Annotated in this window: 23 protein-coding genes and 1 other RNA gene; 12 read left to right on the forward strand and 12 right to left on the reverse strand. The window is 63.2% G+C overall.

All coding sequences use genetic code 11. The features are described from left to right. Nucleotides 1-34 precede the first annotated feature (34 nt). Nucleotides 35-442 (forward strand): flagellar basal body-associated protein FliL, encoded by a 408-nt coding sequence (locus CRO75_RS05775; protein WP_007926735.1) that lies wholly within the window; start codon nt 35-37, stop codon nt 440-442. Between the two features lie 119 nt (nt 443-561). On the opposite strand, the gene CRO75_RS05780 is transcribed toward CRO75_RS05775, so the two are convergent. The 4 genes from CRO75_RS05780 to CRO75_RS05795 all read right to left on the reverse strand — a co-directional run bounded on the left by CRO75_RS05780 (nt 562) and on the right by CRO75_RS05795 (nt 6,086). Then, nucleotides 562-1,677: an ABC transporter permease gene (locus CRO75_RS05780; RefSeq protein WP_092419269.1), complete on the reverse strand. Its 1,116-nt coding sequence runs from the start codon at nt 1,675-1,677 to the stop codon at nt 562-564. Next, complete coding sequence (gene rbbA, locus CRO75_RS05785; RefSeq protein ID WP_097134694.1) at nt 1,677-4,397, reverse strand: ribosome-associated ATPase/putative transporter RbbA; 2,721 nt, start codon at nt 4,395-4,397, stop codon at nt 1,677-1,679. Before rbbA ends, CRO75_RS05780 begins: the two co-directional genes overlap by 1 nt. Continuing rightward, nucleotides 4,394-5,359, reverse strand: coding sequence for an efflux RND transporter periplasmic adaptor subunit (locus tag CRO75_RS05790; RefSeq protein WP_097134695.1), 966 nt, complete (start codon nt 5,357-5,359; stop codon nt 4,394-4,396). Before CRO75_RS05790 ends, rbbA begins: the two co-directional genes overlap by 4 nt. A 277-nt stretch (nt 5,360-5,636) precedes the next feature. Then, entirely contained in the window at nt 5,637-6,086 is a 450-nt protein-coding gene (locus CRO75_RS05795; RefSeq protein ID WP_009046118.1) for an EVE domain-containing protein, read from the reverse strand. A 195-nt stretch (nt 6,087-6,281) separates the two neighbouring features. On the opposite strand from CRO75_RS05795, the gene CRO75_RS32970 reads away from it, so the two are divergent. After that, nucleotides 6,282-6,428 carry a hypothetical protein gene (locus CRO75_RS32970; RefSeq protein WP_007926740.1) on the forward strand — a complete coding sequence of 49 codons (147 nt, stop codon included), beginning with the start codon at nt 6,282-6,284 and terminating at the stop codon, nt 6,426-6,428. A 34-nt stretch (nt 6,429-6,462) separates the two neighbouring features. Here CRO75_RS32970 and CRO75_RS05805 read toward each other — a convergent pair whose 3' ends face one another. From CRO75_RS05805 to CRO75_RS05820, 4 genes are all read right to left on the reverse strand, one after another. Then, complete coding sequence (locus CRO75_RS05805) at nt 6,463-7,068, reverse strand: 5-formyltetrahydrofolate cyclo-ligase (RefSeq protein ID WP_009046117.1); 606 nt, start codon at nt 7,066-7,068, stop codon at nt 6,463-6,465. A 136-nt stretch (nt 7,069-7,204) separates the two neighbouring features. Further along, nucleotides 7,205-7,383, reverse strand: a non-coding RNA gene (ssrS, locus tag CRO75_RS05810) — 6S RNA. A gap of 24 nt (nt 7,384-7,407) precedes the next feature. Next, nucleotides 7,408-7,731, reverse strand: a complete 324-nt coding sequence (locus CRO75_RS05815; RefSeq protein WP_007926742.1) for a cell division protein ZapA — start codon at nt 7,729-7,731, stop codon at nt 7,408-7,410. Next, complete coding sequence (locus tag CRO75_RS05820; protein WP_007911197.1) at nt 7,728-7,937, reverse strand: TIGR02449 family protein; 210 nt, start codon at nt 7,935-7,937, stop codon at nt 7,728-7,730. Before CRO75_RS05820 ends, CRO75_RS05815 begins: the two co-directional genes overlap by 4 nt. A gap of 140 nt (nt 7,938-8,077) precedes the next feature. Between CRO75_RS05820 and CRO75_RS05825 the strand changes: the two genes are divergently transcribed. The 8 genes from CRO75_RS05825 (at nt 8,078) to gcvH (ending at nt 17,107) form a co-directional block, all read left to right on the forward strand. Beyond that, entirely contained in the window at nt 8,078-8,635 is a 558-nt protein-coding gene (locus CRO75_RS05825; RefSeq protein WP_007926743.1) for a YecA family protein, read from the forward strand. A gap of 27 nt (nt 8,636-8,662) precedes the next feature. Then, nucleotides 8,663-9,997 (forward strand): Xaa-Pro aminopeptidase, encoded by a 1,335-nt coding sequence (gene pepP / locus CRO75_RS05830; protein ID WP_097134696.1) that lies wholly within the window; start codon nt 8,663-8,665, stop codon nt 9,995-9,997. After that, on the forward strand, nt 9,994-11,181 hold the full coding sequence (gene ubiH / locus CRO75_RS05835; RefSeq protein WP_097134697.1) for a 2-octaprenyl-6-methoxyphenyl hydroxylase: 1,188 nt from the start codon (nt 9,994-9,996) through the stop codon (nt 11,179-11,181). The genes pepP and ubiH overlap by 4 nt, the downstream gene beginning before the upstream one ends. Before the next feature lie 121 nt (nt 11,182-11,302). Continuing rightward, complete coding sequence (locus CRO75_RS05840; protein ID WP_177409726.1) at nt 11,303-12,520, forward strand: 2-octaprenyl-3-methyl-6-methoxy-1,4-benzoquinol hydroxylase; 1,218 nt, start codon at nt 11,303-11,305, stop codon at nt 12,518-12,520. A gap of 200 nt (nt 12,521-12,720) precedes the next feature. Further along, nucleotides 12,721-13,722, forward strand: a complete 1,002-nt coding sequence (locus tag CRO75_RS05845) for an extracellular solute-binding protein (RefSeq protein ID WP_053263050.1) — start codon at nt 12,721-12,723, stop codon at nt 13,720-13,722. A gap of 94 nt (nt 13,723-13,816) precedes the next feature. Further along, a complete protein-coding gene (locus CRO75_RS05850) occupies nt 13,817-15,433 on the forward strand; it encodes an iron ABC transporter permease (protein WP_097134699.1) in 1,617 nt (538 codons plus the stop codon). 156 nt (nt 15,434-15,589) lie between these two features. Next, nucleotides 15,590-16,672, forward strand: a complete 1,083-nt coding sequence (gene gcvT, locus CRO75_RS05855; protein WP_085532918.1) for a glycine cleavage system aminomethyltransferase GcvT — start codon at nt 15,590-15,592, stop codon at nt 16,670-16,672. Between the two features lie 51 nt (nt 16,673-16,723). Continuing rightward, nucleotides 16,724-17,107, forward strand: coding sequence for a glycine cleavage system protein GcvH (gene gcvH, locus CRO75_RS05860; RefSeq protein ID WP_009046109.1), 384 nt, complete (start codon nt 16,724-16,726; stop codon nt 17,105-17,107). 96 nt (nt 17,108-17,203) lie between these two features. On the opposite strand, the gene CRO75_RS05865 is transcribed toward gcvH, so the two are convergent. The 3 genes from CRO75_RS05865 to CRO75_RS05875 form a co-directional block, all read right to left on the reverse strand. After that, nucleotides 17,204-17,911, reverse strand: coding sequence for a hypothetical protein (locus tag CRO75_RS05865; RefSeq protein WP_097134700.1), 708 nt, complete (start codon nt 17,909-17,911; stop codon nt 17,204-17,206). 220 nt (nt 17,912-18,131) lie between these two features. Next, nucleotides 18,132-18,815 carry a hypothetical protein gene (locus tag CRO75_RS05870; protein WP_097134701.1) on the reverse strand — a complete coding sequence of 228 codons (684 nt, stop codon included), beginning with the start codon at nt 18,813-18,815 and terminating at the stop codon, nt 18,132-18,134. 400 nt (nt 18,816-19,215) lie between these two features. Then, nucleotides 19,216-20,358 (reverse strand): DegT/DnrJ/EryC1/StrS aminotransferase family protein, encoded by a 1,143-nt coding sequence (locus tag CRO75_RS05875; RefSeq protein ID WP_097134702.1) that lies wholly within the window; start codon nt 20,356-20,358, stop codon nt 19,216-19,218. Nucleotides 20,359-20,532: 174 nt separating this feature from the next. Between CRO75_RS05875 and gcvP the strand changes: the two genes are divergently transcribed. Next, nucleotides 20,533-23,406, forward strand: a complete 2,874-nt coding sequence (gene gcvP / locus CRO75_RS05880; protein ID WP_097134703.1) for an aminomethyl-transferring glycine dehydrogenase — start codon at nt 20,533-20,535, stop codon at nt 23,404-23,406. A 77-nt stretch (nt 23,407-23,483) separates the two neighbouring features. Here gcvP and CRO75_RS05885 read toward each other — a convergent pair whose 3' ends face one another. Continuing rightward, nucleotides 23,484-23,801, reverse strand: coding sequence for a DUF2388 domain-containing protein (locus tag CRO75_RS05885; protein WP_097134704.1), 318 nt, complete (start codon nt 23,799-23,801; stop codon nt 23,484-23,486). A gap of 39 nt (nt 23,802-23,840) precedes the next feature. On the opposite strand from CRO75_RS05885, the gene CRO75_RS05890 reads away from it, so the two are divergent. Then, nucleotides 23,841-24,971, forward strand: a complete 1,131-nt coding sequence (locus tag CRO75_RS05890; RefSeq protein WP_239990562.1) for a hypothetical protein — start codon at nt 23,841-23,843, stop codon at nt 24,969-24,971. Nucleotides 24,972-24,977: the final 6 nt, after the last annotated feature.

The following is a 24,977-nucleotide window of genomic DNA, read 5'->3' on the forward strand; positions in this document are numbered from 1 at the left end:
TATGCTAGACCGCCTACCGGATAAGGAGCGAACTGTGAAAGCGTGGATCATGTTGATGCTGGCCCTGTCTCTGCCAATGGCAGCCATGGCCGAGGAAGCCAAAGAGGGCGAAGCACCGAAAGTCAGTTACATCAGCCTGAACCCGCCGTTCGTGGGCAACTACGGTCTGGATGGTGGCCCGAAGCTCAAGGTGTACAAGGCCGACGTCGCCCTGCGGGTGACCGGCGATGCCGCCGCCCAGGCGGTGAAGGCCAACGAGCCGTTGATCCGCAACCAGCTGGTGGCGCTGTTCGCCCAGCAGACCACGGAAACCATGAACAACGTCGAAGCCAAGGAAAAACTGCGCCAGGAAGCCCTGAAGCAGACCCAGCAGGTGATGAACGACGAAACCGGCAAGCCGGTGGTGGAAGACCTGCTGTTCAACAACCTGATCATCCAGTAATGCTGGATCTGCAGGAGCGAGCTGGCTCGCGATAGCGATATTGCAAGCTCCGCCGCATTTCAGCCGGGCGGCTGATCGCGAGCAAGCTCGCTCCTGCAAGTTGGCACCCTGAGGCAACCTCAGGACGCTAGGCTCTTGCGGAACCGCGCCAAGGCGATACCGAAGAACAGCAGGCCGATCACTGCCAGGGCCAGCAGGTCTGGCCAGACCACCTCGATGCCGGCGTCGCGAAACAGAATCGCGGCGCTGAGGCTGACGAAGTGGGTCGACGGCGAGCCCTGCATTACCCATTGCAGCCATTGGGGCATGCTGTCCAGCGGGGTGCTGCCGCCCGACAGCAGCAACATCGGGATGATCACCGGAATCGCCAGCAGGCCGAATTGCGGGGTCGAGCGCGCCAGCGTGGCGAGAAAGATCCCCAGCGCGGTGCTGGCGAACAGGTAAAGCCCGGTCACCGCGAGGAACAGCGCCAGCGAGCCGGCCAGCGGCACGCCCAGCACGCCCTTGACGATCACCTCCAGCGACATCCAGGTGCAGAGCACCACCACCAGCATGTTGCTCCAGATCTTCGCCAGCATGATCTCCAGGGCAGTCAGCGGCAGCACCAGCAGATGGTCGAGGGTGCCGTGCTCGCGTTCGCGTAGCAGCGCCGTGCCGGTCAGGACAATGGCCAGGATGGTGATGTTGTTGACGATCTGGATCACCGCGAGAAACCAGCCGCCCTGCAGATTGGTGTTGAACAGCGCGCGACTGGTCAGCAGTGCCGGCATCCGGCTCGCCGGGTCGGCCTGGCTGTAGTTGAGCAGTTCGCGCTGGAAAATCCGCCCGATATAACCGGCGCCCATGAAGGCCTGGCTCATGGCCGTGGCGTCGACATTCACTTGCACGCTGGGTTGGCGCCCGGCCAGCAGATCGCTCTGGAAGTTGGCCGGCACATTGATGACGAAGGTGAACTGGCCGTTGTCCAGGACCTGGTCCAACTGGTCGTAGGGCAACTGCACCGGGCTCTGGAATTCCGGTGGTTGCAGGGCCTCGGCCAGCTGGCGCGAGAGCTGGCTGTGGTCTTCGTCCACCAGCGCCACGCTGGCGTTGTGCACGCCGATCACCGAACCGGCCGCCGGCATGTAGATGGCCACGGTGAAGGCGTACAGCAGAAACAGCAGCAACACGCTGTCGTGTCGCAGGCTGGTGAGCTCCTTGAGGCCCAGGCGCAGGATGTGGCTGAACCGGTGCATCAGGCCTCCTGTTTTTTCAGCATCGCCAGGCTCAGCCCGGTGAACCCGAGGAAGAACCCGAACAGCGCCAGGCACTGCGGCCACAGCTGGCGCAGGTCCAGGGCCTTGGTGAAGGTGCCGACGGCAATGTCGAGGAAGTAACCGGCGGGGAACAGCTGCCCCATCAGCGCCGCGGCGCCGTCCAGCGACGAGCGCGGCACGATCAGCCCGGAGAACTGGATGGTCGGCAGGCTGGTGATGATCATGGTGCCGAGGATCGCCGCGATCTGGGTGCGGGTGAACGCGGAAATCAGCAGGCCCAGGCTGGTGGTGGCCAGCACGTACAGCAGGCCGCCGAAGGCCAGGGTCAGGCCGCTGCCCTTGAAGGGCACGCCGAACAGCCAGCGATTCATCGCCACCAGCAGCGCCAGGTTGATCAGGCTCAGGCCCAGGTAGGGCGCCTGTTTACCCAGGAGAAATTCCAGGCGCTTGAGTGGCGTGGCGTAGAAGTTGGTGATCGAGCCCAGTTCCTTCTCGCGCACGATGCCCAGCGCCGTGAGCATCGCCGGGATGAACGCGAGGATCAGCGCCATCACCCCGGGGCCGATGGCATTCACGCTGACCACGTCCTGGTTGTAGCGAAAGCGCGTTTCCAGCCGGGCCGCGGGTGCTCGCCCGAGGGCCGGGCTGCTGTGTTCGGCGAGCAATTCCATATTGGCCTGATGCACCGCCTCGACATAGTTGCGGCTGGTCTCGGCGCGAAACGGCATGCCGCCGTCGAGCCAGGCGGCCACCGCGGGCTGGCGCCCGGCGTACAGGTCGCGACCGAAACCGGGGGGAATCTCCAGGGCCAGCTTGATCTGTGAGCGTTGCAGGCGCCGATGCAGTTCGGCGGCGTCGCGGATCGGCTGCTGCTCCTTGAAGTAGCGGGAGCTGCGGAAGGCTTCCAGGTAAGCGCGGCTTTGCGGGGTCTGGTCCTGGTCGTAGACGGCGAAGGCGAGGTTTTCCACGTCCAGGGAAATGCCGTAGCCAAAGATCACCATCATGAACAGCGCCCCGAGCAAGGCGAAGCCCAGGCGCACCCGGTCGCGCAGCAGCTCCTTGCCTTCGCGGGTAGCCACGGCGATCAGGCGTGACAGGCGCAAGCGCCGACTGTCGCTGTGAATGGCGCTGCTGACCTCGGGCTGGGCGGTCGCCGGGGGAGGTGCTTGCGGCGCGCCCTGGGCGTCTTCCAGGCAGCGGACAAAAGCGGCTTCCAGGGTTTTGCCGGCGAACTGTTGCTGCAGGGCGGCCGGCGTATCGCAGGCCAGTACCTTGCCGGCGTGCATCAGCGAGATGCGGTCGCAGCGCTGGGCTTCGTTCATGAAGTGGGTGGACAGGAAGATCGTCACCCCCTGTTCCCGCGACAGCTCGATCAACAGCCGCCAGAAGTCGTCGCGGGCCGCCGGGTCCACTCCCGAGGTCGGCTCGTCGAGAATCAACACTTCCGGGCGGTGCAGTACCGCCACCGCCAGGGACAGGCGTTGACGCAAGCCCAGGGGCAGGGCGCCGGAGGGTTGGTCGGCGATCTCCTGGAGAGCGAAGCGGCGGATCAGCTCTTCGATCCGCGGGCCGCTCTCGGCCTTGGGCAGGTCGAACAGCCGGGCGTGCAGCACCAGGTTCTGGCGCACGCTGAGTTCGCCGTACAGCGAAAAGCTCTGGGACATGAAACCCACGCGCTTGCGGGTGGCCAGGTCCCTGGCGTCCACCGGGTTGCCCAGCAGTTTGGCGCTGCCCTCGGTGGCCGGCATCAACCCGGTCAGGACCTTCATGGTGGTGGTCTTGCCGCAGCCGTTGGAGCCGAGAAAACCGAAAATCTCGCCCCGGCCAATGGCGAAGCTGACTTTGTTCACGGCGGTGAAATCGCCGAAACGCAAGGTCAGCTCATGGGCCTCGATGGCGATTTGCTGGTTATCCGTGGTTCTTGGCGGGATCACCAGCGGCTGGTTGTCGTGCCCACTGTCACCTTGAAAGTGGGTGAAGGCATCGTCGAGCTTGCCGCTGGGCGTGGCGATGGCCAGTTCCCGGCTCAAGCCCTGGGCAATCAGCCGGCCGCGGTCGAGCATCAGGCAGTGCTCGAACTGCTCGGCTTCCTCCATATAGGCGGTGGCCACCAGCAGCGTCAGTTGCGGGCGCTGGCGGCGAACCTCGTCCACCAGTTCCCAGAAGCGCCGGCGGGACAGCGGATCGACGCCAGTGGTGGGTTCGTCGAGGATCAGCAGGTCCGGCTCATGGATCAATGCGCAGCACAGCCCGAGCTTCTGCTTCATCCCGCCGGACAGCTTGCCCGCGGGCCGTTCGGCGAAACGCAGCAGGTCGGTGGCCAGCAACAGGTTGTGCATGCGCTGTTCGCATTCGGTTTTCGACAGGCCGAACAGGGTGGCGAAGAAGCGGATGTTTTCCTCGATCGACAGCTCGGGATACAGGTTGCCGCCCAGGCCCTGGGGCATGAAGGCAATCCGCGCGTACAGGCTGTTGCGATGGCGGCGTTGTTCGATGGAGCCGCCGAGCACCTGCAGTTGGCCCTGCTGCAGCTTCTTCACCCCGGCGATCAGGCCCAGCAGGCTCGACTTGCCGGCGCCATCCGGGCCGATCAATCCGCAGCGGGTGCCGCCGGGCAGGCTGAAGGCAAGATCGACCAGGGCCTGTTGCGAGCCATAACGGTGGTTGATGCCCGTGGCCTGCAGCGCCAGTTCGTTCATTGCAGGTTGGCCGGCCAGGCCACGGTCGCGGTGCGCACGTAACCGGCCCCGGGCATACCCGGCTTGGCCTGCGGTACGGCGCTGGGTTGGGTCAGCCGCAGCTTGACGCGGAACACCAGTTTTTGACGCTCATCGCGGGTTTCCACTTCCTTGGGGGTGAATTGGGACTTGGCCGCGACGAAGCTGATCTTCGCCGGCAGCGGCTGATCGGGCAGGGCGTCGAGCAGGATCCGCGCCTCGCTGCCGACAGCCAGGCGGCCGGTCACCGAGGCAGACAGGTAGAGGTTCATGTACTGGTCGCTCGGGTCGATCAGCAGCAACACCCGCCCGCCGGCGCCCAGCACCTCGCCCGGTTCGGCCAGGCGCAGCTGGATGATGCCGTCGATGGGCGCGCGCAGGCTGCTGTCGTCGATCTCGCTGGTCAGTTGGGCGACCATGGCCTTGGCCGAGCCAATGGCGGCGCGCACCGCGGCGACCTGGGCCTGGGCTGCCTGGACGGCGGCGTTGCCGGTGTTCAGGCGCGCCTGTTGCTGGTCGATGATCTGCTGGCTGGCGTAACCACGGTTGAACAGTTCCCGGGAGCGCTTGAGTTCCTGGTTGGCCAGCAGCAGTTCGCTCTGGCGCAGCTGCACATTGGCTTCGGCCGCCGCGAGGTTTTCCCGGGTGCGCACCACATCGGCCTCGGCCTGGGCGCGCTGGGCCTCCAGGGTGCGGGTGTCCATGCGGGCCAGCAATTGGCCCTTGGACACTTTGTCGCCTTCGTCGACGAGCACTTCGGCCAGGCGTCCGGGCGTCTTGCTGGCGATCTGCACTTCGGTGGCTTCAAGCCGGCCGTTGCCCATGCTCAGGCCTTCGGGCAGGCGGTCCAGGGTGGACTTCCAGTAACCAAAGCCGCCCGCGATCAGCAGCAATGCCAGCAAGGCGAAGGCAAAAAGGCGGGAGGAGCGGTGATTCGTCGGCATTGGGGGGCATCCCTGCGGCTATAGCGTCCTGGGCTCTGTACGAAAAGTGGCTGCGCTCGGCCATGCTGCGTTAAAAACAGGCTCGGAATGCTCATGTAGGTCCCTACACTCCGCTTCCTCGCCTGTTTTTGCCTTGCCTGACCTTCGCTCGCCTACTTTTCGTACAGGCCCCAGTCTGGCGGCTCAAGCCGTTGGGCGACTTGATGTCCGTCAAATGAACGGGCAAGCCTAGTACGATGTGCGCGGGATGCCTGCCTGAGTATCGCTTGCGGCCTGTTCAGCGCAGCGCGAGTACCGCCGCCCACTGTTCGGCGGTCACTGGCATCACGGACAGCCGGCTGCCTTTCTGCACCAGAGGCAGTTCGGCGAGGGCGCTTTGCTGCTTCAGATAATCCAGGCGCAGCACCTTGGGGAAGGTTTCGACATGGGCGACGTCGACGGCGCTCCAGGCATTTTTCTCGGCGCTGGCCTTGGGATCGAAATGCGGGTTTTCCGGTTCCAGGGCGGTCGGGTCGGGGTAGGCGGCCTCGATGATCCGGCCGATCCCGGCGATGCCCGGCTCGGGACAGCTGGAGTGATAAAAGAAGAATTGGTCACCCACCGCCATGCTGCGCAGGAAGTTTCGTGCCTGGTAGTTGCGTACGCCGTCCCAGCGCGCCTGTTTCTTGAGCGCCAGGCCCTCGATCGAGAGTTCTTCCGGTTCGGATTTCATCAGCCAATAGGCCATTTTCTGTGCTCTCCAGAGGGACGTGGGCAAGTTGTCGGGCAATTTTATGACAAACCGACAGTCGGTTGACGTCAGCATTTGCGTGTCGGTTCACGTTATCGCAGAATGCCGGGATTTTAAGCTTGACGCTGCTGCACGGCCTGTTATGGAAACCGTCGCTGTCATCGTGTGGGATTTGCCTGAGGGGGGCAATCGATGCAACGCAAACCGGATTTACTATGGATTTTGGTTATTTTGTTCGGTTTGGGCGTAGTGACAACCGGTTATGCGCAGAGCCTGTGGGCCAACAAGACCGACGCACCGGTCGAGCTCGCGCAACAGCAGCAGCCTTACAAGCGTTGATTCCTTCCAAGGCGCCGCTCTCTCCTGGTGGCGCCTATTTCGCGAAATACCATTTCTTGTCAGTCACCGTTCCTTGCAGCGGTACATCCCAGCTCGCCTGATCCAGTTTCGCGACTTTCTGACATTCGTGGGCCAGCCCCAGTAGCGTCGGCTTGCGCCAGCTTTTGCGCCGTGCCAGATAGGCCAGGCTGCGATCATAGAAACCACCGCCCATTCCCAGGCGTCCACCCGCCTCATCGAAGCCGACCAGCGGCAACAGCACCAGGTCCAGGGCCCAGACCTTGCGTTGCCGGGCCAGGCTCACCCGTGGCTCGGGAATGCGGAAGCGGTTGGGGCGCAGTTTCTCCCCGGGGCGAACCCGCTGAAACACCATCTTGGTCCGTGGCCAGGCGCTGAGCACCGGCAGATAAGTCGCCTTGCCCCGGCGTTGTGCGGCCAGCAGCAGCGGGCGCGGGTCGATTTCACCGTCCATGGGCAGGTAAAGGGAGATGTGCCTGGCGCGGCGGAACAGCGGATGCTGCGCCAGTTGCCGATACAGCCCACGAGAGGCCTGGCGTTGTTCGCTGGCGGTGAGGGCGCGGCGGGCTTTGCGCAGTATGCGTCGAAGTTGCGGGCGGGAAAGCGGCGCCGGTTCGGTCATGGTCGCTCGGGTCCGGGAGGGGTACGGCAGGACAGCGTACCAAATAACCCCTGATCGAAAAAAACAGAGCCGAAAAAAACGGAGCCCCAAAAAAACAATGCCAGCTATTTGCATAGCTGGCATTGGTCTGGAATTCAGGCTCCCCGGATGAACCGCTGTCGACTTAGCCCTTGAACCCGAAAGTTCAAGGCGGAAGACGCAGTAGGCGTTAAGGCTTTCCGTCTAGCGGACATGCACACCGGCCCAACGTGCAACTTCCAGGGTAGTGCGAATCGGCTCAGGGACATCGCCAACTGGCAAGCACCCCAGGGAGTGGTGGGGATTATACCGCAACCACCCTCAGGAATCAGCCTTGGTTGTATCGGTGTCGGTGGCGAGCACCAGATCCACGCGCTCGAGCAGGTCGCGCACCTGTTCGCGGGTCGAACCGCTGGCTTGCACGTCAGGGCGGTCCTGCTTGTGCAGCAGATCGTGGGTGATATTGAGGGCGGCCATCACCGCGATACGATCGGCGCCAATGACTTTGCCGCTGCTGCGGATCTCGCGCATCTTGCCATCCAGGTACCGGGCGGCGCTCACCAGATTGCTACGTTCTTCCTGGGGGCAGATGATCGAATACTCTTTGTCGAGGATCTGCACAGTAACGCTATTGCTTGAACTCATGAGTCTTGCTCCAGGGCCTTGAGGCGCGAAATCATCGATTCGACCTTACGCCGGGCGATTTCGTTTTTTTCAATGAGGTGCGCGCGTTCCTCGCGCCAAGTCTTTTCCTGAGCTAATAAGAGTGCGTTTTGACTCTTTAGTTGCTCGACCCGGCCAATTAGCAGTTCGAGTCTAGCCATCAGCGCTTGCAGATCGGTGTCTTCCATTGGATCCCACTGGATTTGTCTGATGAGTGGCAACTGCCTGGGCAAACGAGTTGACGGCCTCGATGGTCTTGGCGCGTCTGCCGATGCTAGGATACAAGGCCTCCATTCTAGACATTGCGCCGCTTGGCGCCTAGCTACCCATGCCCATTCAGAATTCCCCGTACAACGCCTTCGCCACCCTGCTCAGCAGCAGCGGTCACCCTGTCTCGCCCGCCGAATTGCATGGCCTGTTGTTGGGTCGCAGCTGCGCCGGCGCCGGCTTCGAAGTCGACGGCTGGCTGATCGACGCCGCCGAGCTGCTCGAAGGCGAGCCGCAGGACAATGTTCGCAACGCCTTGATCGGCCTGCAGGAAATGGTCAAGGGCGAGCTGACCAGCGACGACATGACCGTCGTCCTGTTGCTGCCCACCGACGACGCCCCGCTGGCCGAGCGCGCCGCGGCCCTGGGTCAGTGGTGCCAGGGTTTCCTCACCGGCTTCGGCCTGAACTCCCGCGACAGCAGTGCCCTGAGCACCGAGGCCACGGAAGTGCTGCAGGACCTGGCGGCGATCGCCCAGGTACAGGACGCGCTGGAAGAGTCCGACGACGGCGAAAGCGACTACATGGAAGTGATGGAATACCTGCGGGTCGCTCCGCTGCTGCTGTTCACCGAGACCAACAAGACGGTTGAACCGGCCGCCAAGCCTTCTCTGCACTGATCGCTCGATAGGGAAATCCGTCTGCCCATGATCCATATCCCGAAATCGGAATACACCCGCCGCCGCAAGGCGCTCATGGCGCAGATGGAACCCAACAGCATCGCGATCCTGCCGGCTGCCGCGGTGGCGATCCGCAACCGCGACGTCGAGCATGTCTACCGCCAGGACAGCGATTTCCAGTACCTCAGCGGCTTTCCCGAACCTCAGGCGGTGATCGTGCTGATGCCCGGTCGCGAGCATGGCGAGTACATCCTGTTCTGCCGTGAGCGTAATGCCGAGCGCGAACTCTGGGACGGCCTGCGGGCTGGCCAGGACGGCGCGATCCGCGATTACGGCGCCGACGATGCCTTCCCCATTACCGATATCGACGACATCCTGCCGGGCCTTATCGAAGGCCGCGACCGGGTGTATTCGGCCATGGGCAGCAACCCCGAGTTCGATCGCCACCTGATGGAATGGATCAACGTGATCCGCTCCAAGGCGCACCTGGGCGCCCAGCCGCCGAACGAATTCGTTGCCCTGGATCATCTGCTGCACGACATGCGCCTGTATAAATCGGCGGCGGAAGTGAAGGTGATGCGCGAGGCCGCGCGGATTTCCGCCCAGGCCCATATCCGGGCCATGCAGGCCAGCCGCGCCGGCCTGTACGAGTTCAGCCTGGAAGCCGAGCTGGACTACGAGTTCCGCCGGGGCGGGGCGAAGATGCCGGCCTACGGCTCGATCGTCGCCGCCGGGCGCAACAGCTGCATCCTGCATTACCAGCAGAACGACGCGTTGCTCAAGGACGGCGATCTGGTGCTGATCGACGCCGGTTGCGAGATCGACTGTTATGCCAGCGATATCACCCGCACCTGGCCGGTGAACGGCAAGTTTTCCGCCGAGCAGAAGGCGATCTACGAGCTGGTGCTGGCCGCCCAGGAAGCCGCCTTTGCCGAGATCGCGCCGAACAAGCACTGGAACCAGGCCCATGAAGCGACCGTCAGGGTGATCACCACCGGGCTGGTCAAGCTGGGTCTGCTCGAAGGCGAGGTGGACGAGTTGATCGCCAGCGAAGCCTACAAGGCGTTTTACATGCACCGCGCCGGCCACTGGCTGGGCATGGATGTGCATGACGTCGGCGAGTACAAGGTCGGCGGCGAGTGGCGGGTGCTGGAAGTCGGCATGGCCCTGACGGTCGAGCCGGGCATCTACATCGCGCCGGACAATCAGAACGTGGCGAAGAAATGGCGCGGCATTGGCGTGCGCATCGAGGATGACGTGGTGGTAACCAAGCAAGGCTGTGAAATTCTCACCGGTGGCGTGCCCAAGACCGTGGCCGAGATCGAGGCCCTGATGGCCGCCGCCCGGAGCCATGCAGCATGAACCGGGTCAATCTGGCGATCATTGGCGGTGGCCTGGTCGGTGCCAGCCTAGCCCTGGCCTTGCAGGCCGGCGCCAAGGAGCGTGGCTGGAAGATCGTGCTGATCGAGCCTTTCGCTCCGGGCGATACCTATCAGCCCAGCTACGATGCGCGCTCTTCGGCGCTGTCGTTCGGCGCGCGGCAGATCTATCAACGGCTGGGTGTGTGGCAGGAAATCTCCCGCCGCGCCGAGCCGATCAAACAGATCCATGTCTCCGACCGTGGGCGGTTTTCCACCGCGCGGCTGTCGGCCATGGAGGAGGGCGTTCCCGCCCTGGGTTATGTGGTGGAAAACGCCTGGCTCGGCCAATGCCTCTGGCAGGGGCTGGACAAGGACGTGGTGAGCTGGCGCTGCCCGGCCGAGGTCACGCGCATGGAGCCGCTGGAAGACGGCTACCGCCTGACCCTCAACGATGAAACCAGCCTGGATTGCGAACTGGCGGTACTGGCCGACGGCGGTCGCTCCGGGCTGCGCGAGCAACTAGGGATAGGGGTGAAAAAGCGCCCCTACAACCAGAGCGCGCTGATCGCCAATATCACCCCGAGCGAAGCCCATAACGGCATGGCCTTCGAGCGCTTCACCGACGACGGCCCGATGGCCCTGCTGCCGCTGCCGGACAACCGCTGCGCACTGGTCTGGACCCGCCTGGGCATGGACGCGCAGCGCCTGGCCGCGCTGGACGAACGCAGCTTCCTCAGCGAATTGCAGGGAATATTCGGTTATCGCCTGGGAACCCTGAAACAGGTCGGCGCGCGGCATCTTTACCCGCTGGCGCTGGTGGAGGCCGAGGAGCAGGTGCGTCCTCACCTGGTGGTGCTGGGCAACGCCGCCCATAGCCTGCACCCGATTGCCGGGCAGGGTTTCAACCTGTCGTTGCGCGACACCCAGGCGCTGGCCGATGCCTTGCTGGTCAGCCCGACGCCGCCGGGCGATTTCAGTATCTTGCAGGCTTACCGCGAGCGGCAGCGCCTGGACCAGGACCTGACCGTGGGCTTCTCCGACCAGGTCACCCGGCTGTTCGGCAGCAAGCTGCCGCTGGTGTCCCTGGGGCGCAATATCGGGCTGCTGGGCCTGGACCTGCTGCCACCGGCCAAACGCTGGTTCGCGCGGCAAGCCATGGGCCTGGGTACCCGTCCCGATGCGTGAGTGGTTGAGCCCGCGACCGGGCATGGAAATCCAGCACAGTGTCGGCAGCCAGGTAGCGCGGTTCGACAAAACCCTTTACGTGCGGCTCAAGCCGCAAGCGAGACAGGCTTAAAGCATGGAAATGCGTGCAGATCTGCTGATTGTCGGGGCCGGAATGGTCGGGAGCGCCCTGGCGCTGGCGTTGCAGGACAGCGGCCTGGAAGTGCTGCTGCTCGATGGCAGCCCGCTGAAGGTCAAGCCCTTCGACGACGAAGCACCGTTCGAGCCGCGGGTGAGCGCATTGTCGGTGGCCAGCCAGCGGATTCTCGAGCGCCTGGGTGTCTGGGAAGGGGTGACCCGGCGGCGCAGCAGCCCGTATGCCGAAATGCAGGTCTGGGATGGCAGCGGCACCGGGCAGATTCACTTCTCGGCCGCCAGCGTGCATGCCGAGGTGCTGGGCCACATCGTGGAAAATCGCGTGGTCCAGGACGCGCTGCTGGAGCGCCTGCACAACTGTGACATCGGCCTGCTGGCCAACGCCCGCCTGGAGCAGATGCGCCGTTCCGGCGATGACTGGCTGCTGACCCTGGCCGATGGCCGCCGCCTGCGCGCCCCGCTGGTGATCGCCGCCGATGGCGCCAATTCGGCGGTGCGGCGCCTGACCGGCTGCGCCACTCGCGAATGGGATTACCTGCATCACGCCATCGTCACCAGCGTGCGTTGCGCCGAGCCGCACCAGAGGACCGCCTGGCAGCGTTTCACCGACAACGGCCCGCTGGCGTTCCTGCCGCTGGAGCGCGACGGGCTGCACGATTGGTGTTCGATCGTCTGGTCGACCACGCCCAGCGAGGCCGAACGCCTGATGGCGCTGGACGACAGCGACTTCTGCCGAGAGCTGGAGCGCGCCTTCGAAGGCCGCCTGGGCGCGGTGTTGAGCGCCGATCCGCGGCTCTGCGTGCCTTTGCGCCAGCGCCATGCCAAGCGTTACGTGGCGCAAGGCCTGGCCCTGATCGGCGACGCGGCCCATACCATCCATCCGCTGGCCGGGCAGGGGGTCAATCTGGGCTTCCTCGATGCCGCGGTGCTGGCCGAGGTGCTGCTGCAGGCGGCCAGCCGTGGCGAACGCCTGGCCGACACCAAGGTGCTCAGCCGTTACGAGCGGCGGCGCATGCCGCACAACCTGGCGTTGATGGCGGCGATGGAAGGCTTCGAACGGCTGTTCCAGGCCGATCCGCTGCCGCTGCGCTGGTTGCGTAATACCGGGCTGAAAATGGTCGACCAGATGCCCGAGGCCAAGGCGCTGTTCGTGCGCCAGGCGTTGGGCCTCAGCGGGGATCTGCCGGAACTGGCCAAAGCCTGACCGTTATCGCGAGCAGTCGAACCGCTCAACCGGCGGCTCCCGCAGGAGCCGCGCGGACATGTGTGTGGGCGCGTCTGCTCTGAACCGACGTTGGCGATGCATCAGCAACATCTCGTAACGCCTCGGCCTCCGGTTCAGTTTGAGAAGCTAAATAGTAGTCCTTATCATTTACTCCCCTTTGATTTCGAGAGACCGCTCCCATGTTGGCACCGAAGCGTCTACTGACCGCCCTGGCCCTCACCCTCATTGGCGGTACTGTCCAGGCAGCCGACGAAGTGGTGGTCTACTCCTCGCGTATCGACGAGCTGATCAAGCCGGTCTTCGATCTCTACACCCAGAAAACCGGGGTCCAGGTGAAGTTCATCACCGACAAGGAAGCGCCGCTGATGCAGCGGATCAAGGCCGAGGGCGAGAACGCCACCGCCGACCTGCTGCTCACCGTCGATGCCGGCAACCTGTGGCAAGCCGAGCAGATGGGTATCCTGCAGCCGTTCACCTCCAAGGTGATCGACACCAACATCCCCCTGCAATACCGCGCCGCCTCGCACGCCTGGACCGGCCTGAGCCTGCGGGCGCGGACCATCGCCTACTCCACCGCGCGGGTGAAACCGTCCGAACTGACCACCTACGAAGCCCTGGCTGACAAGCAGTGGGAAGGCCGCCTGTGCCTGCGCACGGCGAAGAAGGTCTACAACCAGTCGCTGACCGCGACCCTGATCGAAACCCATGGCGCGGCGAAAACCGAAGAAATCGTCAAGGGCTGGGTCAACAATCTGTCCACCGACGTATTCTCCGACGACGTCGCGGTGCTCGAGGCGATCAGCGCCGGCCAGTGCGACGTGGGCATCGTCAACACCTACTACTACGGCCGCCTGCACAAGCAGAAGCCGGATCTGCCGGTCAAGCTGTTCTGGCCGAACCAGGGCGACCGCGGCGTGCACGTCAACCTGTCGGGCATCGGCCTGACCAAGCACGCACCGCATCCGGAAGCCGCCAAGGCCCTGGTGGAGTGGATGACCACCGAGGAAGCGCAGAAGATCTTCGCCGACGTGAACCAGGAATTCCCGGCCAACCCGAGCGTGCCGCCGTCCGCCGAAGTGGCCGCCTGGGGCAAGTTCGTGGCCGACACCCTGCCGGTGGAAGTCGCCGGCAAGCGCCAGGCCGAGGCCATTCGCCTGATGGACCGTGCTGGCTGGAACTGATCCGCTGGTTATACTGCGCCCCGCCTTTGCGGGGCGTTTTGTTTAACCGGTTTGTCATTGCCTTTTATTGATCCATCTCGTTCGAGAGTCTTTCGTGGCCCATCCCGCCCAACGTCGCTGGTACCCGCTGGTTTTTGCCGTCGCCGCCCTGGTGCTGCTGCCGCTGAGCGTGCTGCTGCTGTCGTGGCAGGTGATCGACCAGCAGATCTGGTCGCACCTGTGGGAGACCCAGATGCCGCGCCTGCTGGGCAACACCCTGACTCTAGTGCTGGGCGTCGGCGTCGGCGTGACGCTGCTGGGCGTGAGCCTGGCCTGGCTGACCAGCCTCTGCGAGTTTCCCGGAAGGCGCTGGCTGGACTGGGCGCTGATGCTGCCCTTTGCGATTCCGGCCTACGTGCTGGCCTTTGTCTTCGTCGGGCTGCTGGATTTTTCCGGCCCGGTGCAGACCCTGCTGCGCGAATGGTTCGGCACGGGCCTGCGCCTGCCGCGGGTGCGTTCCACCGGCGGGGTGATCCTGGTCCTGGTGCTGGTGTTCTATCCCTATGTGTATCTGTTGGCGCGCACCGCGTTCCTGGCCCAGGGCAAAGGCCTGATGGAAGCCGCGCGGGTGCTTGGGCAGACGCCCTGGCAGGCGTTCTGGCGCGTGGCCCTGCCCATGGCGCGGCCGGCCATCGGTGCCGGTGTGGCCCTGGCGCTGATGGAAACCCTGGCGGACTTCGGCGCGGTGGCGGTGTTCAACTTCGACACCTTCACCACCGCCATCTACAAGACCTGGTATGGCTTCTTCAGCCTGTCCAGCGCCGCGCAGCTGGCCAGCCTGTTGCTGCTGGCGGTGATGCTGGTGCTGTACGGCGAGCGTCGCGCCCGTGGTGCCAGTCGCTCGGGTAACGAGCGGCCGCGGGGCAAGGTGCTGTACCACCTGCATGGCATCAAGGCCCTGGCGGCCACGGGCTGGTGCGCGTTGGTGTTTGCCTGTGCCTTTGTCATCCCAGTGCTGCAACTGCTGGTGTGGTTCTGGCAGCGTGGCCGTTTCGACCTCGACGAGCGTTATGCCGGATTGATCCTGCACACCCTGTACCTGGGCGCCATGGCGGCCCTGATCACGGTCAGCGTGGCCCTGCTGCTGGCGTTCGCCCGACGGCTGGCGCCGACCCGGGCGATCCGTTCCGGCGTCAGCCTGGCCAACCTGGGGTATGCCTTGCCGGGCTCGGTGCTGGCCGTGTCGATCATGCTGGCCTTCAGTTATCTGGACCGCGAACTGGTGATCCCGCTGTCGGGTTGGCTGGGTGGGGCGGGCAAGCCGTTGCTGCTGGGCAGCCTGGCGGCGTTGCTGCTGGCCTATCTGGTGCGGTTTATCGCGGTGGCCTACGGGCCGCTGGAAAGCAGCCTGGCGCGGATCCGCCCGTCGTTGCCGGAAGCGGCGCGCAGCCTGGGGGTCAGCGGACCGCGGCTGTTTTTCAAAGTGTATCTGCCGCTGTTGCTGCCCGGCACCCTGAGCGCGGCGTTGCTGGTGTTCGTCGATGTGCTCAAGGAAATGCCCGCCACCTTGCTGATGCGCCCGTTCGGCTGGGACACGCTGGCGGTGCGGATCTTCGAGATGACCAGCGAGGGCGAGTGGGCGCGTGCCGCGTTGCCGGCCCTGACCCTGGTCCTGGTGGGATTGCTGCCGGTGATCGGACTGATCCGACGCTCCGCTCATCGAATCGGTTAGGTGCCAGTGTCACACCTTGCGGCTACAATGCGCGGCATTCGGTGCGGTCGATCTTTCTGATCGGGTCTCTTGAATTGTCTGAGAGCTATCTATTTCAAGGCTTCCAGCTCATACGGCGACCGCCCGCACCTTCGCCACGCCCGGAAGGAGAAACCCATGGGACAGCGCACGCCTCTGTATGACCTTCATCTCGCCCTGGGCGCGAAGATGGTCGATTTTGGCGGTTGGGATATGCCTCTGCATTACGGCTCGCAGGTCGAGGAGCACCATCAGGTGCGACGCGATTGCGGGGTTTTTGATGTATCCCACATGACCGTGATCGATGTCGACGGCCCCCAGGCCAAGGCCTGGCTCCAGCACCTGCTGGCCAACGATGTCGAACGCCTGCAAAGCCCCGGCAGGGCCTTGTACAGCGCCATGCTCAACGAGCACGGCGGTATCGTCGACGACATGATCGTCTACCGCACCGAAGCCGGTTACCGGCTGGTGGTCAACGCCGCCACCCGTGACCAGGACATGGCCTGGATGCAGGCGCAGCTGGGCGCTTTCCAGGTACAACTGCACGAACGCTCCGAGCTGGCGATGCTGGCGATCCAGGGCCCCCACGCCCGCCACAAGATCGCCGAGCTGGTGACCCAGTCGCGCGGTACGCTGATCCAGCAACTCAAGCCCTTCGAAGGCCAGGCCGATGGCGACTGGTTCATCGCGCGCACCGGCTACACCGGTGAGGATGGCTTGGAAATCGTCCTGCCGGCCGACCAGGCACCGGCGTTCTTCAACGATCTGGTGGGCGCGGGCATCTCGCCGATCGGCCTCGGCGCCCGCGATACCTTGCGCCTGGAGGCCGGCATGAACCTGTACGGCCAGGACATTCACCAGGAGGTTTCACCGCTGGTGGCCAACATGGCCTGGAGCATCGCCTGGGAACCGGCGTCGCGTAAGTTCATCGGGCGCACCGCGCTGGAGGCCGAGCGCGCGGGTGGGGTGAAGCACAAACTGGTCGGCCTGGTGCTGGAAGAACGCGGCGTGCTGCGTGCCCATCAGGTGGTTCGCATCGCCGATGTTGGCGAAGGAGAGATCACCAGTGGTAGTTTCTCTCCTACGCTTAGCAAATCGATCGCCCTGGCGCGGGTGCCCATGGCTACCGCCGACCGCGCAGAAGTGGAAATCCGTGGCAAGTGGTACCCGGTCCGGGTAGTAAAACCGACCTTCGTGCGTCATGGCAAAACCTTGATCTAACTTATTTCCGGCGGGATCTACCGCTGACATTTCTTCTTGAGGACACAGAACATGAGCGATATCCCTGCTGACCTGCGTTTTGCCGAAAGTCACGAATGGGCCCGTCTGGAAGCCGATGGCACCGTGACCGTGGGCATCAGCGACCACGCTCAGGAAGCCCTGGGCGACGTGGTGTTCGTCGAGCTGACCGAAGTCGGCAATGTCTTCGGCGCTGGCGACCAGGCCGGTGTGGTGGAATCGGTGAAGGCCGCTTCCGACATCTACGCGCCAGTGGCCGGCGAAGTGATCGCGGTCAATGAAGACCTGAGCGGCAGCCCGGAGCTGCTCAACAGCGACCCGTACGGCGCCTGGATCTTCAAGCTCAAGCCGGCCAACGCTGCTGATCTTGAGAAGCTGCTCGACGCAGCCGGTTATAAGGCCGCTATCGGCGAATAATCCCTGCCAGACGCGAATCCGCTACAAGAGCGCCGTGTTGCCCTTATCGGGTACGCGGCGTTTTTTGTTTGCAGGAGGCGACACCTGGGGGTTGGCCTAGCGGCGGAGCGATCTGGCCCGCAGCACGGCTTTGTTCACCCTGATGTGAAGCTCTGCCACTTCTTCTGCCGTCAAACTCGTCGCGGGCTCGCCGCTAACCCAGGCGCCCTGATTGGTGTAGGTGACGGTTTTGGTTTCTCCGTCGTTCACACTCATGTTGTAAGGGTTGGACAGGCTGCTGGGGATCAGCGAACCCGCCGCTTGGGCCGGACCGAACCATAGTTGAAACTCGTTTTGGGGGGTCATGGTGGCAATGCCTGTATTCATGCCGCCTGAGCGGTTCACCCAGAGACTAAGTCCGGTGGAGTCCAATAATATATTGCTGGGGTTGGCCGGAAGTTCGTTATTTATTGAAACATCTCCTGGCGTTCCAGCATTTTTTGCCGGGCTGAATACACCATATTGATCCAGAGTGGTTATCTGGCCTGTGTTGATGGGTAGGTTCTTTCCGCCTGAAGTAAAGTTGACGTCTCCTTCTTGTAGCGGGGTGTTGGTGAAATTCACCATGTAGGAATCATTGGTGATATTGAAGATATTCTTGTATTGATAAGTCGGTTGGTTGGGGGTGGCGAATGGGGGCTTTGAAAGCCAGATGACAGTGAAGGAACTGTTTACTTTCTTGGCCAGGTAGAGGCTGTAGTTATTTACCTTTTGTGCAACAAGTTGCTCTTCTTCAATATAGATAATTATGGTTTGCTTGCTCATGGCTAATCTCACGCTCATCCGGTGGATGATTTAGGTGCAGAGTCTCGACTCCACCTGGCCCGTTCGACGATGAGTTTGACGCCATCAATAAAAAACCCTGTAGATCTACGATATACAGGGTTTTTCTTGCATGAGCGCAACGTGCGAACGGAAGACTGCCAATGGCATCGCGCAGTGCTCTAAGTCCTTCGCGCAACCGATGCTCGATCCGCCCGGCGGACTATGCCGCGATCCCGAGCCTGGCGTGCAGCGCCCTGACTTCAGAGGCGCTCAGGACTCTGGCCGGTTCGCCGGTCACCCAGACACCACTGTCGTTATAGGTGATGGTGACGCTGCCGCCATCCTGCAGGGTCGCTACATAGGGGTTGGACAGGTTGGTGGCGATCAACGAACCGGTTTCCTGAATGTTGCCGAACCAGAGTTGATATTGGCTTTTTGGGGTCAGCGTCGCAGTACCGATGTTCATGCCGCTCTGACGGTTCACCCAGATGTTGTTGCCACTGGAATCCAGGAGGATTTCATGCGGATTGCCTTGCAGCAGGTTGTTGATGAGCACATCCGAGGCTACGCCGCCATTCTTGGCCGGTGTGAACACGCCGTTCGCATCGAGCGTCGTGGTCTGGCCGGTGCTGATGGGCAGGTTTCTTCCGCCGGAGGTGAAGGTGACATCGCCACTGCTGACCGGGTCATTGGTGAAGTTGACCATGAAGGACGGGGTAGCGATATCAAAGGTGTTTCTATATTGGTAACTAGGGTTGTTGACTGTGGCAACAGGGCCTTTTGATTGCCAGATGACCGTAAAGTCATTGTTTACTTTCTTGGCCAGATAGAGGCTGTAGTTGTTGTTCTTTTGCGCAATCAACTGTTCTTCTTCGATGTATACAACTATTTGTTGGCTGCTCATTTCTTTGAACTCCATTTCGAGTAGATTGAAACATGGATTTTTGTAACGGTCTTTGCAGGTTGTAACTTGCAACTGCGTAGTGATTTTTTGCCTCCCTTGCGCAGTCACAAGTAAACATAGCAGGCGGAAAGTGGACCTATAGAATGATTGGCTATTGTTTTAAATTCGTCTGTATTTCGGAAATTTTATGTATGGGTTCGTGCTGATTTATCATGTGCTTATATGTGCGGTTAAAGTGAGTGCTGCCGGGAGTCTGGTTTTTGGCGCAAAGGATCAGACAAGTGGACATTTATATAACTATTGGCAACTGTATTTATTGCTGAAATAAAAAACGCCCAATACGGGATATTGAGCGTCTTGAATAGTGCAGAAACCAGCCGTTCAAGGGCTGGGTATCTATTTATGTATCTTGCAAGACAGCCTTCACCGTCGCTACCGAGCGTTCGACATCGCCCTTGCTCATGGCCGTGAACATCGGCAACGAGACGATCAGGCGTCCCACCCGTTCCGCCACCGGGAACATCCCTTCCTTGAAACCGCGCTCGCGGTACAGGCTCAGCAGGTGAATCGGCGGGTAGTGATAGCCGATGCCGATCCCACGTTCCTGCATCTGCTCCATGAAGGTCGCCCGCGCCGGCTTGCCGTCATGCCGCTCCGGCAGTACCAGCTGGAACAGGTGCCAGTTGCTGTTGCTGAAGTCCGCCGGGGGCAGCTGGGCGCCGTAGCGGGCTTCGAAGTCGCTGCCCAGGCATTCGAAGTAATGCCGGGCCAGCTCGCGGCGGTGAGCGGTGAGGGTTTCGAGGTGGGCGAACTGGCCCAGGCCGATGGCGGCCGCGACATCGGTCATGTTGAATTTGCCGCCCAGCACGTCCACGTCCAGGCCGTCGAAGCCGTGGCGGGTCACGCCCTGCAGTCGGTACTTCTCCGCCAGGCGAGCCTCTTCGGCGGTGTTCAGCACCAGGGCGCCGCCTTCGCTGCAGGTGATGTTCTTGTTGGCCTGGAAACTGAAAGAGACCAGGTCGCCGCCAGCGCCGATGCGCTCGCCATTCCAGCTTGAGCCCAGTGCCTGGGCGGCGTCTTCCACGACCCGCAGGCCGTGCTTGCGCGCCAGGGCGTAGAGGCGTGCCATATCGACCGGCAGGCCGGCGAGAAACACCGGGATGATGGCCTTGGTCCGGGGCGTGATGGCTGCTTCCACCTGGGCCAGGTCGATGTTGCGGGTGATCGGGTCGATGTCGGCGAACACCGGGGTGGCGCCGACTTCGAGAATCACGTTGGCCGTGGCCACCCAGGAGATCGGCGTGGTGATGACTTCATCGCCAGGGCCGATACCGGCGATACGCAGGGCGATCTCCATGGTGCATGTGCCGGAATTGAAGGTGCGCACCGGGCGCCCGCCGCAGTACTGCGAGAGTTGCGCCTCGAAGGCCTGGACCTTGGGCCCGCTGGTGATCCAGCCCGAACGCAGCACTTCGCCGACGCTGGCGATGGTGGCTTCATCGATGGTGGGTTTGGAGAACGGCAGGAAAGGCAGCTGGCTCATGACGATGGGATACCCGATAAGCAGTGGTCGAGGCAGGGCGGCGGGCCGCGCCGGAGTCGAGCATCATGCTACCGGTTCGCCCGGGGTGCCACACCGTCGGCGTCCGGGATCGGCTGCTATGCTGCTTTGACCGTGTTCCATCGACGCCGAGCGCCGCCTGAGAGAGAGCCCGTCATGTCCCAGTTGCCGTCCTTGAGCCAGTTACGCGATCCCAATGCCTTTCTGCGGCGTCACCTCGGGCCCGACGCCGCCGAGCAGCAAGCGATGCTCGACAGCCTGGGCCTGGGCAGCCGGGTCGAGCTGATCGAACAGACCGTGCCGCCGGGCATCCGTTTCAACCGTCCGCTGGACCTGCCGCCAGCGCTGGACGAGCAGGCCGCCCTGGCCAAATTACGCGGTTATGCCGAGCAGAACCAGGTCTGGACCAGCCTGATCGGCATGGGTTATCACGGCACTCTGACCCCCACGGTGATCCTGCGCAACGTGCTGGAAAACCCCGGCTGGTACACCGCCTACACGCCTTACCAACCGGAAATCGCCCAGGGCCGGCTCGAAGCCCTGCTCAATTTCCAGCAACTGACCATCGACCTCACCGGCCTGGAACTGGCCAACGCCTCGCTGCTGGACGAAGCCACGGCCGCCGCCGAAGCCATGGCCCTGGCCAAGCGCGTGGCCAAGTCGAAAAGCAATCTGTTCTTCGTCGACCAGAACTGCCATCCGCAGACCCTCTCGGTGGTGCAGACCCGCGCCGAAGGGTTCGGCTTCGAACTGGTGGTCGACAGCCTGGACAACCTCAAGCGGCACCAGGTGTTCGGCGCCTTGTTGCAGTACCCGGACACCCATGGCGAGATTCGCGACCTGCGGCCGCTGATCGATCATCTGCACGCGCAGCAGGCGCTGGCCTGCGTGGCGGCCGATCTGTTGAGCCTGTTGCTGCTGACGCCGCCGGGCGAGCTGGGGGCCGACGTGGTGTTCGGTTCGTCCCAGCGCTTTGGCGTGCCCATGGGCTACGGCGGGCCCCACGCGGCGTTCTTCGCTAGCCGCGAGGAGTACAAGCGGGCGATTCCGGGACGGATCATCGGCGTATCCAGGGATGCCCGGGGCAACGTGGCGCTGCGCATGGCCCTGCAGACCCGCGAACAACATATCCGCCGCGAGAAGGCCAACTCGAACATCTGCACCGCCCAGGTGTTGCTAGCCAATATCGCCAGTTTCTACGCGGTCTATCACGGCCCGGAAGGCTTGCGGCGCATCGCCCAGCGCGTCCATCGCCTGACCTGCATCCTCGCCGCCGGCCTTGAACGCAAGGGCATCGAGCGGCTGAACCGGCAGTTCTTCGACACGCTGACGCTGGAGGTCGGCGGTAGCCAGACGGCCATCATCGAGAGCGCCAAGGCCGCGCAGATCAATCTGCGGATCCTCGGGCGCGGGCACCTGGGCCTGAGCCTGGATGAAACTTGCGACGAGAGCACCGTCGCCCGGCTGTTCGATGTATTCCTCGGCGCCGACCACGGGCTGGACGTCGCGCAACTGGATGCTGAAACCCTGGTCCCGGGCATTCCCCAGGATCTGCTGCGCAGCACGTCTTACCTGAGCCATCCGGTGTTCAACAGCCATCACAGCGAAACCGAAATGCTGCGCTATCTCAAGCAGCTGGAGAACAAGGACCTGGCGCTGAACCAGTCGATGATCCCGCTGGGTTCCTGCACCATGAAGCTCAATGCCAGCAGCGAGATGATCCCCATCACCTGGCCCGGCTTCGCCAACCTGCATCCCTTTGTCCCGCCGGAGCAGGCCCTCGGCTATTCGCTGATGATCGAGGAGCTGGAGCGCTGGTTATGTGCCATTACCGGCTTCGATGCGATCTGCATGCAGCCCAACTCCGGGGCCCAGGGCGAGTACGCCGGGTTGCTGGCGATCCGCAAATACCACGAGAGCCGCCAGCAGGGAGAGCGCAATATCTGCCTGATTCCCGCCTCGGCCCACGGCACCAACCCGGCCTCGGCGCAGATGGCCGGCATGCAGGTGGTGATCGTCGATTGCGACGCCGCCGGCAACGTCGACCTGCAAGACCTGAAGGACAAGGCGCAGATTGCGGGCGGACACCTGGCGTGCCTGATGGCCACTTACCCTTCGACCCACGGGGTGTACGAAGAGGGCATCAGTGAGATCTGCGAGGTGATCCACAGTCACGGCGGCCAGGTGTACATGGACGGCGCCAACCTCAATGCCCAGGTCGGGCTGACGCGGCCGGCCGATATCGGCGCCGACGTTTCCCACATGAACCTGCACAAGACCTTCTGCATTCCCCACGGCGGCGGTGGCCCGGGCATGGGGCCGATCGGCGTGCGGGCGCACCTGGCGCCGTTCGTGGCCAACCACCCGGTGGTGGCCATCGACGGGCCGCTGCCGCAGAACGGCGCGGTCAGCGCGGCGCCCTGGGGCAGCGCCAGCATCCTGCCGATCAGTTGGATGTACATCGCCTTGATGGGCCCGCAGCTGGCGGATGCCAGTGAGGTGGCGATCCTCTCGGCGAACTACCTGGCCGAACACCTGAGCGGGGCCTTTGCGGTGCTCTACAGCGGGCGCAACGGCCGGGTCGCCCACGAGTGCATTCTCGACCTGCGGCCGCTCAAGGCGCAGACCGGCATCAGCGAAGAGGACGTGGCCAAGCGCCTGATGGACTACGGTTTCCACGCGCCGACCATGTCGTTCCCGGTGCCGGGCACGCTGATGGTGGAACCCACCGAAAGCGAGTCCAAGGCCGAGCTGGACCGTTTTATCGAGGCCATGCTGAGCATTCGCGCCGAAATCGCCCAGGTCCAGGAAGGCAACTGGCCGGCCGAAGACAACCCGCTCAAGCGCTCGCCCCATACCCTGGCAGACATCGCCGGGGTCTGGGAGCGGCCCTACAGCATCGAGCAGGCGGTAATCCCCAGCCCCCACGACAGGGCGCACAAATATTGGCCGACGGTGAACCGGGTCGACAATGTCTACGGCGACCGCAACTTGTTCTGTGCCTGCGTACCGGTGGATGCCTACCGCTGAGCTCGAACGGCGGGCAAAAAAATGCCGCTCTCGTGAGCGGCATTTTTCGTTGCGTCAGCCTGGCTAGAGGCTGGCGGTCACTGCTGGGCGACGGCGTTTTTCGCCAGGATCGCGTTGGCCAGCTCCATGTCGGTGGCCTGCAGGCCAGGGTTGTCGGCACGGACTTTCTGCATCGCGGCTTCCAGATACGGACCGCGGATGTTGCCTTCGCTGGCGACGAAGCTGTTGGCGTCGTCCTGGGCGGCGCCGATCAGCTTGTGATCCTTGGAAGTCAGGTAGGTGGAAGCGGTGGTGGCGCCGGTGGAAAGGACGTTACGCCAGAAGCTGTCGGCCATTGCCGAACCTACAGGCAGGGAAAGCAGGGCCAGGGTGGCGACAGCTGTTTTGAGACGCATGGTGGGTGACTCCAAAACTAGGGGGGAAAACTGAGCCCTTTGATAGGCGTTGGCCTGATTGAGTTCCCTGCTGCTCCAACAAGCTTTCGCCTGTGTGGACAGGGGCTGAGCGGTGCTTCGGCGTCGAGTCGGCGCACTGGAACGCAGCAGTCGTATTTGTCACCATGGGCGACTTTCTCGACTGCACGGATGCTTGCCTTGATTCTTGGCGCGATGATGTATGGAACCCTGCTGAACCTGATGTTGCTGTCCTTTATCGGACTTCCCTTGCTGTTGATTGCCTTGCTCATTCCGGCCTGCCGACACCGGATGCGTCGTCAGCCCCTGCACTTCGGTGTGCTTGCAGGGGTATGCGCAATCATCGTGGTTTGCGTACTGTGGAAAATCCACCGGGACAATCAACTGAATAAGGCGCACCACCCGCAACTTGAGCAGGACGTACAGCTTGATGGCCTGCAATTGCCCGCAGGCGCCAAGCTGAATCTGAGAACGCTTGAACCTCTGGATGCGCAAGGCCGGCCGCAACCCCATGGACTGCGCAGCCTCTATTACGCCAAATTCGCTTCGCCACACGCGATCAACGGTGTGGAGGTTACAGAGTTGCAGATGTACGGCAGCGGCCCTTTCTCAAAGATGCTGCTGAGCCGTGACCAGGTCGTTGCGGGCTGGCCCTGCGCCGGCGGCACCTGGGTAACGCTGGACATTGCCGACGAGGACCGCTTGCAACCCAGCCGCTGGCGTTTCTCTGCCTGCAGGCTGGTGACCGGGGCCGATGTGGCAGGGGTGAAGTGGCCTGACTCCAGCGAGGTCAGGCAGTACGACGGCAGGTTCAGCATCGACACCATCGGTCTGGCTTCACCGGCGGTGGTTATCCAGGGGATAGCGCTGTCGAGCCTGAGCCTGGACCTCGACGAGCAGCGGCAACCCGGACATTGGAATGGGCAACTGGCGCAAGACCTGACCCTGGGCGATTGGCACTACCCCCGCGGCATGAGGGTTCGCCAGGACACGCCGGGGACCCTGATGTTCAGCCCGAGCAAGTCGGACTGCGCGCAGAACCTGCGTACGGGGGAAACGCTCGACGCGGGGCGCTCGATACAGCAACGCCGGGAAAGCGGCGCGGTGCTGTGGATCAAGCCCAATGCCGGGTTGGGTGTACTCGACTGGTAGCGGGAT

It is taken from the genome of Pseudomonas sp. LAMO17WK12:I10 (genome assembly GCF_900215185.1).
GTDB lineage: Bacteria > Pseudomonadota > Gammaproteobacteria > Pseudomonadales > Pseudomonadaceae > Aquipseudomonas > Aquipseudomonas chlororaphis.

What these genes read in the sequence shown, in the direction of transcription:
- CRO75_RS05780 (WP_092419269.1), bottom strand. Translation starts at nt 1,677, where the DNA reads ATGCACCGGTTCAGCCACATCCTGCGCCTGGGCCTCAAGGAGCTCACC.
- rbbA (WP_097134694.1), bottom strand. Translation starts at nt 4,397, where the DNA reads ATGAACGAACTGGCGCTGCAGGCCACGGGCATCAACCACCGTTATGGC.
- CRO75_RS05790 (WP_097134695.1), bottom strand. Translation starts at nt 5,359, where the DNA reads ATGCCGACGAATCACCGCTCCTCCCGCCTTTTTGCCTTCGCCTTGCTG.
- CRO75_RS05795 (WP_009046118.1), bottom strand. Translation starts at nt 6,086, where the DNA reads ATGGCCTATTGGCTGATGAAATCCGAACCGGAAGAACTCTCGATCGAG.
- CRO75_RS32970 (WP_007926740.1), top strand. Translation starts at nt 6,282, where the DNA reads ATGCAACGCAAACCGGATTTACTATGGATTTTGGTTATTTTGTTCGGT.
- CRO75_RS05805 (WP_009046117.1), bottom strand. Translation starts at nt 7,068, where the DNA reads ATGACCGAACCGGCGCCGCTTTCCCGCCCGCAACTTCGACGCATACTG.
- CRO75_RS05815 (WP_007926742.1), bottom strand. Translation starts at nt 7,731, where the DNA reads ATGAGTTCAAGCAATAGCGTTACTGTGCAGATCCTCGACAAAGAGTAT.
- CRO75_RS05820 (WP_007911197.1), bottom strand. Translation starts at nt 7,937, where the DNA reads ATGGAAGACACCGATCTGCAAGCGCTGATGGCTAGACTCGAACTGCTA.
- CRO75_RS05825 (WP_007926743.1), top strand. Translation starts at nt 8,078, where the DNA reads ATGCCCATTCAGAATTCCCCGTACAACGCCTTCGCCACCCTGCTCAGC.
- pepP (WP_097134696.1), top strand. Translation starts at nt 8,663, where the DNA reads ATGATCCATATCCCGAAATCGGAATACACCCGCCGCCGCAAGGCGCTC.
- ubiH (WP_097134697.1), top strand. Translation starts at nt 9,994, where the DNA reads ATGAACCGGGTCAATCTGGCGATCATTGGCGGTGGCCTGGTCGGTGCC.
- CRO75_RS05840 (WP_177409726.1), top strand. Translation starts at nt 11,303, where the DNA reads ATGCGTGCAGATCTGCTGATTGTCGGGGCCGGAATGGTCGGGAGCGCC.
- CRO75_RS05845 (WP_053263050.1), top strand. Translation starts at nt 12,721, where the DNA reads ATGTTGGCACCGAAGCGTCTACTGACCGCCCTGGCCCTCACCCTCATT.
- gcvT (WP_085532918.1), top strand. Translation starts at nt 15,590, where the DNA reads ATGGGACAGCGCACGCCTCTGTATGACCTTCATCTCGCCCTGGGCGCG.
- gcvH (WP_009046109.1), top strand. Translation starts at nt 16,724, where the DNA reads ATGAGCGATATCCCTGCTGACCTGCGTTTTGCCGAAAGTCACGAATGG.
- CRO75_RS05865 (WP_097134700.1), bottom strand. Translation starts at nt 17,911, where the DNA reads ATGAGCAAGCAAACCATAATTATCTATATTGAAGAAGAGCAACTTGTT.
- CRO75_RS05870 (WP_097134701.1), bottom strand. Translation starts at nt 18,815, where the DNA reads ATGAGCAGCCAACAAATAGTTGTATACATCGAAGAAGAACAGTTGATT.
- CRO75_RS05875 (WP_097134702.1), bottom strand. Translation starts at nt 20,358, where the DNA reads ATGAGCCAGCTGCCTTTCCTGCCGTTCTCCAAACCCACCATCGATGAA.
- gcvP (WP_097134703.1), top strand. Translation starts at nt 20,533, where the DNA reads ATGTCCCAGTTGCCGTCCTTGAGCCAGTTACGCGATCCCAATGCCTTT.
- CRO75_RS05885 (WP_097134704.1), bottom strand. Translation starts at nt 23,801, where the DNA reads ATGCGTCTCAAAACAGCTGTCGCCACCCTGGCCCTGCTTTCCCTGCCT.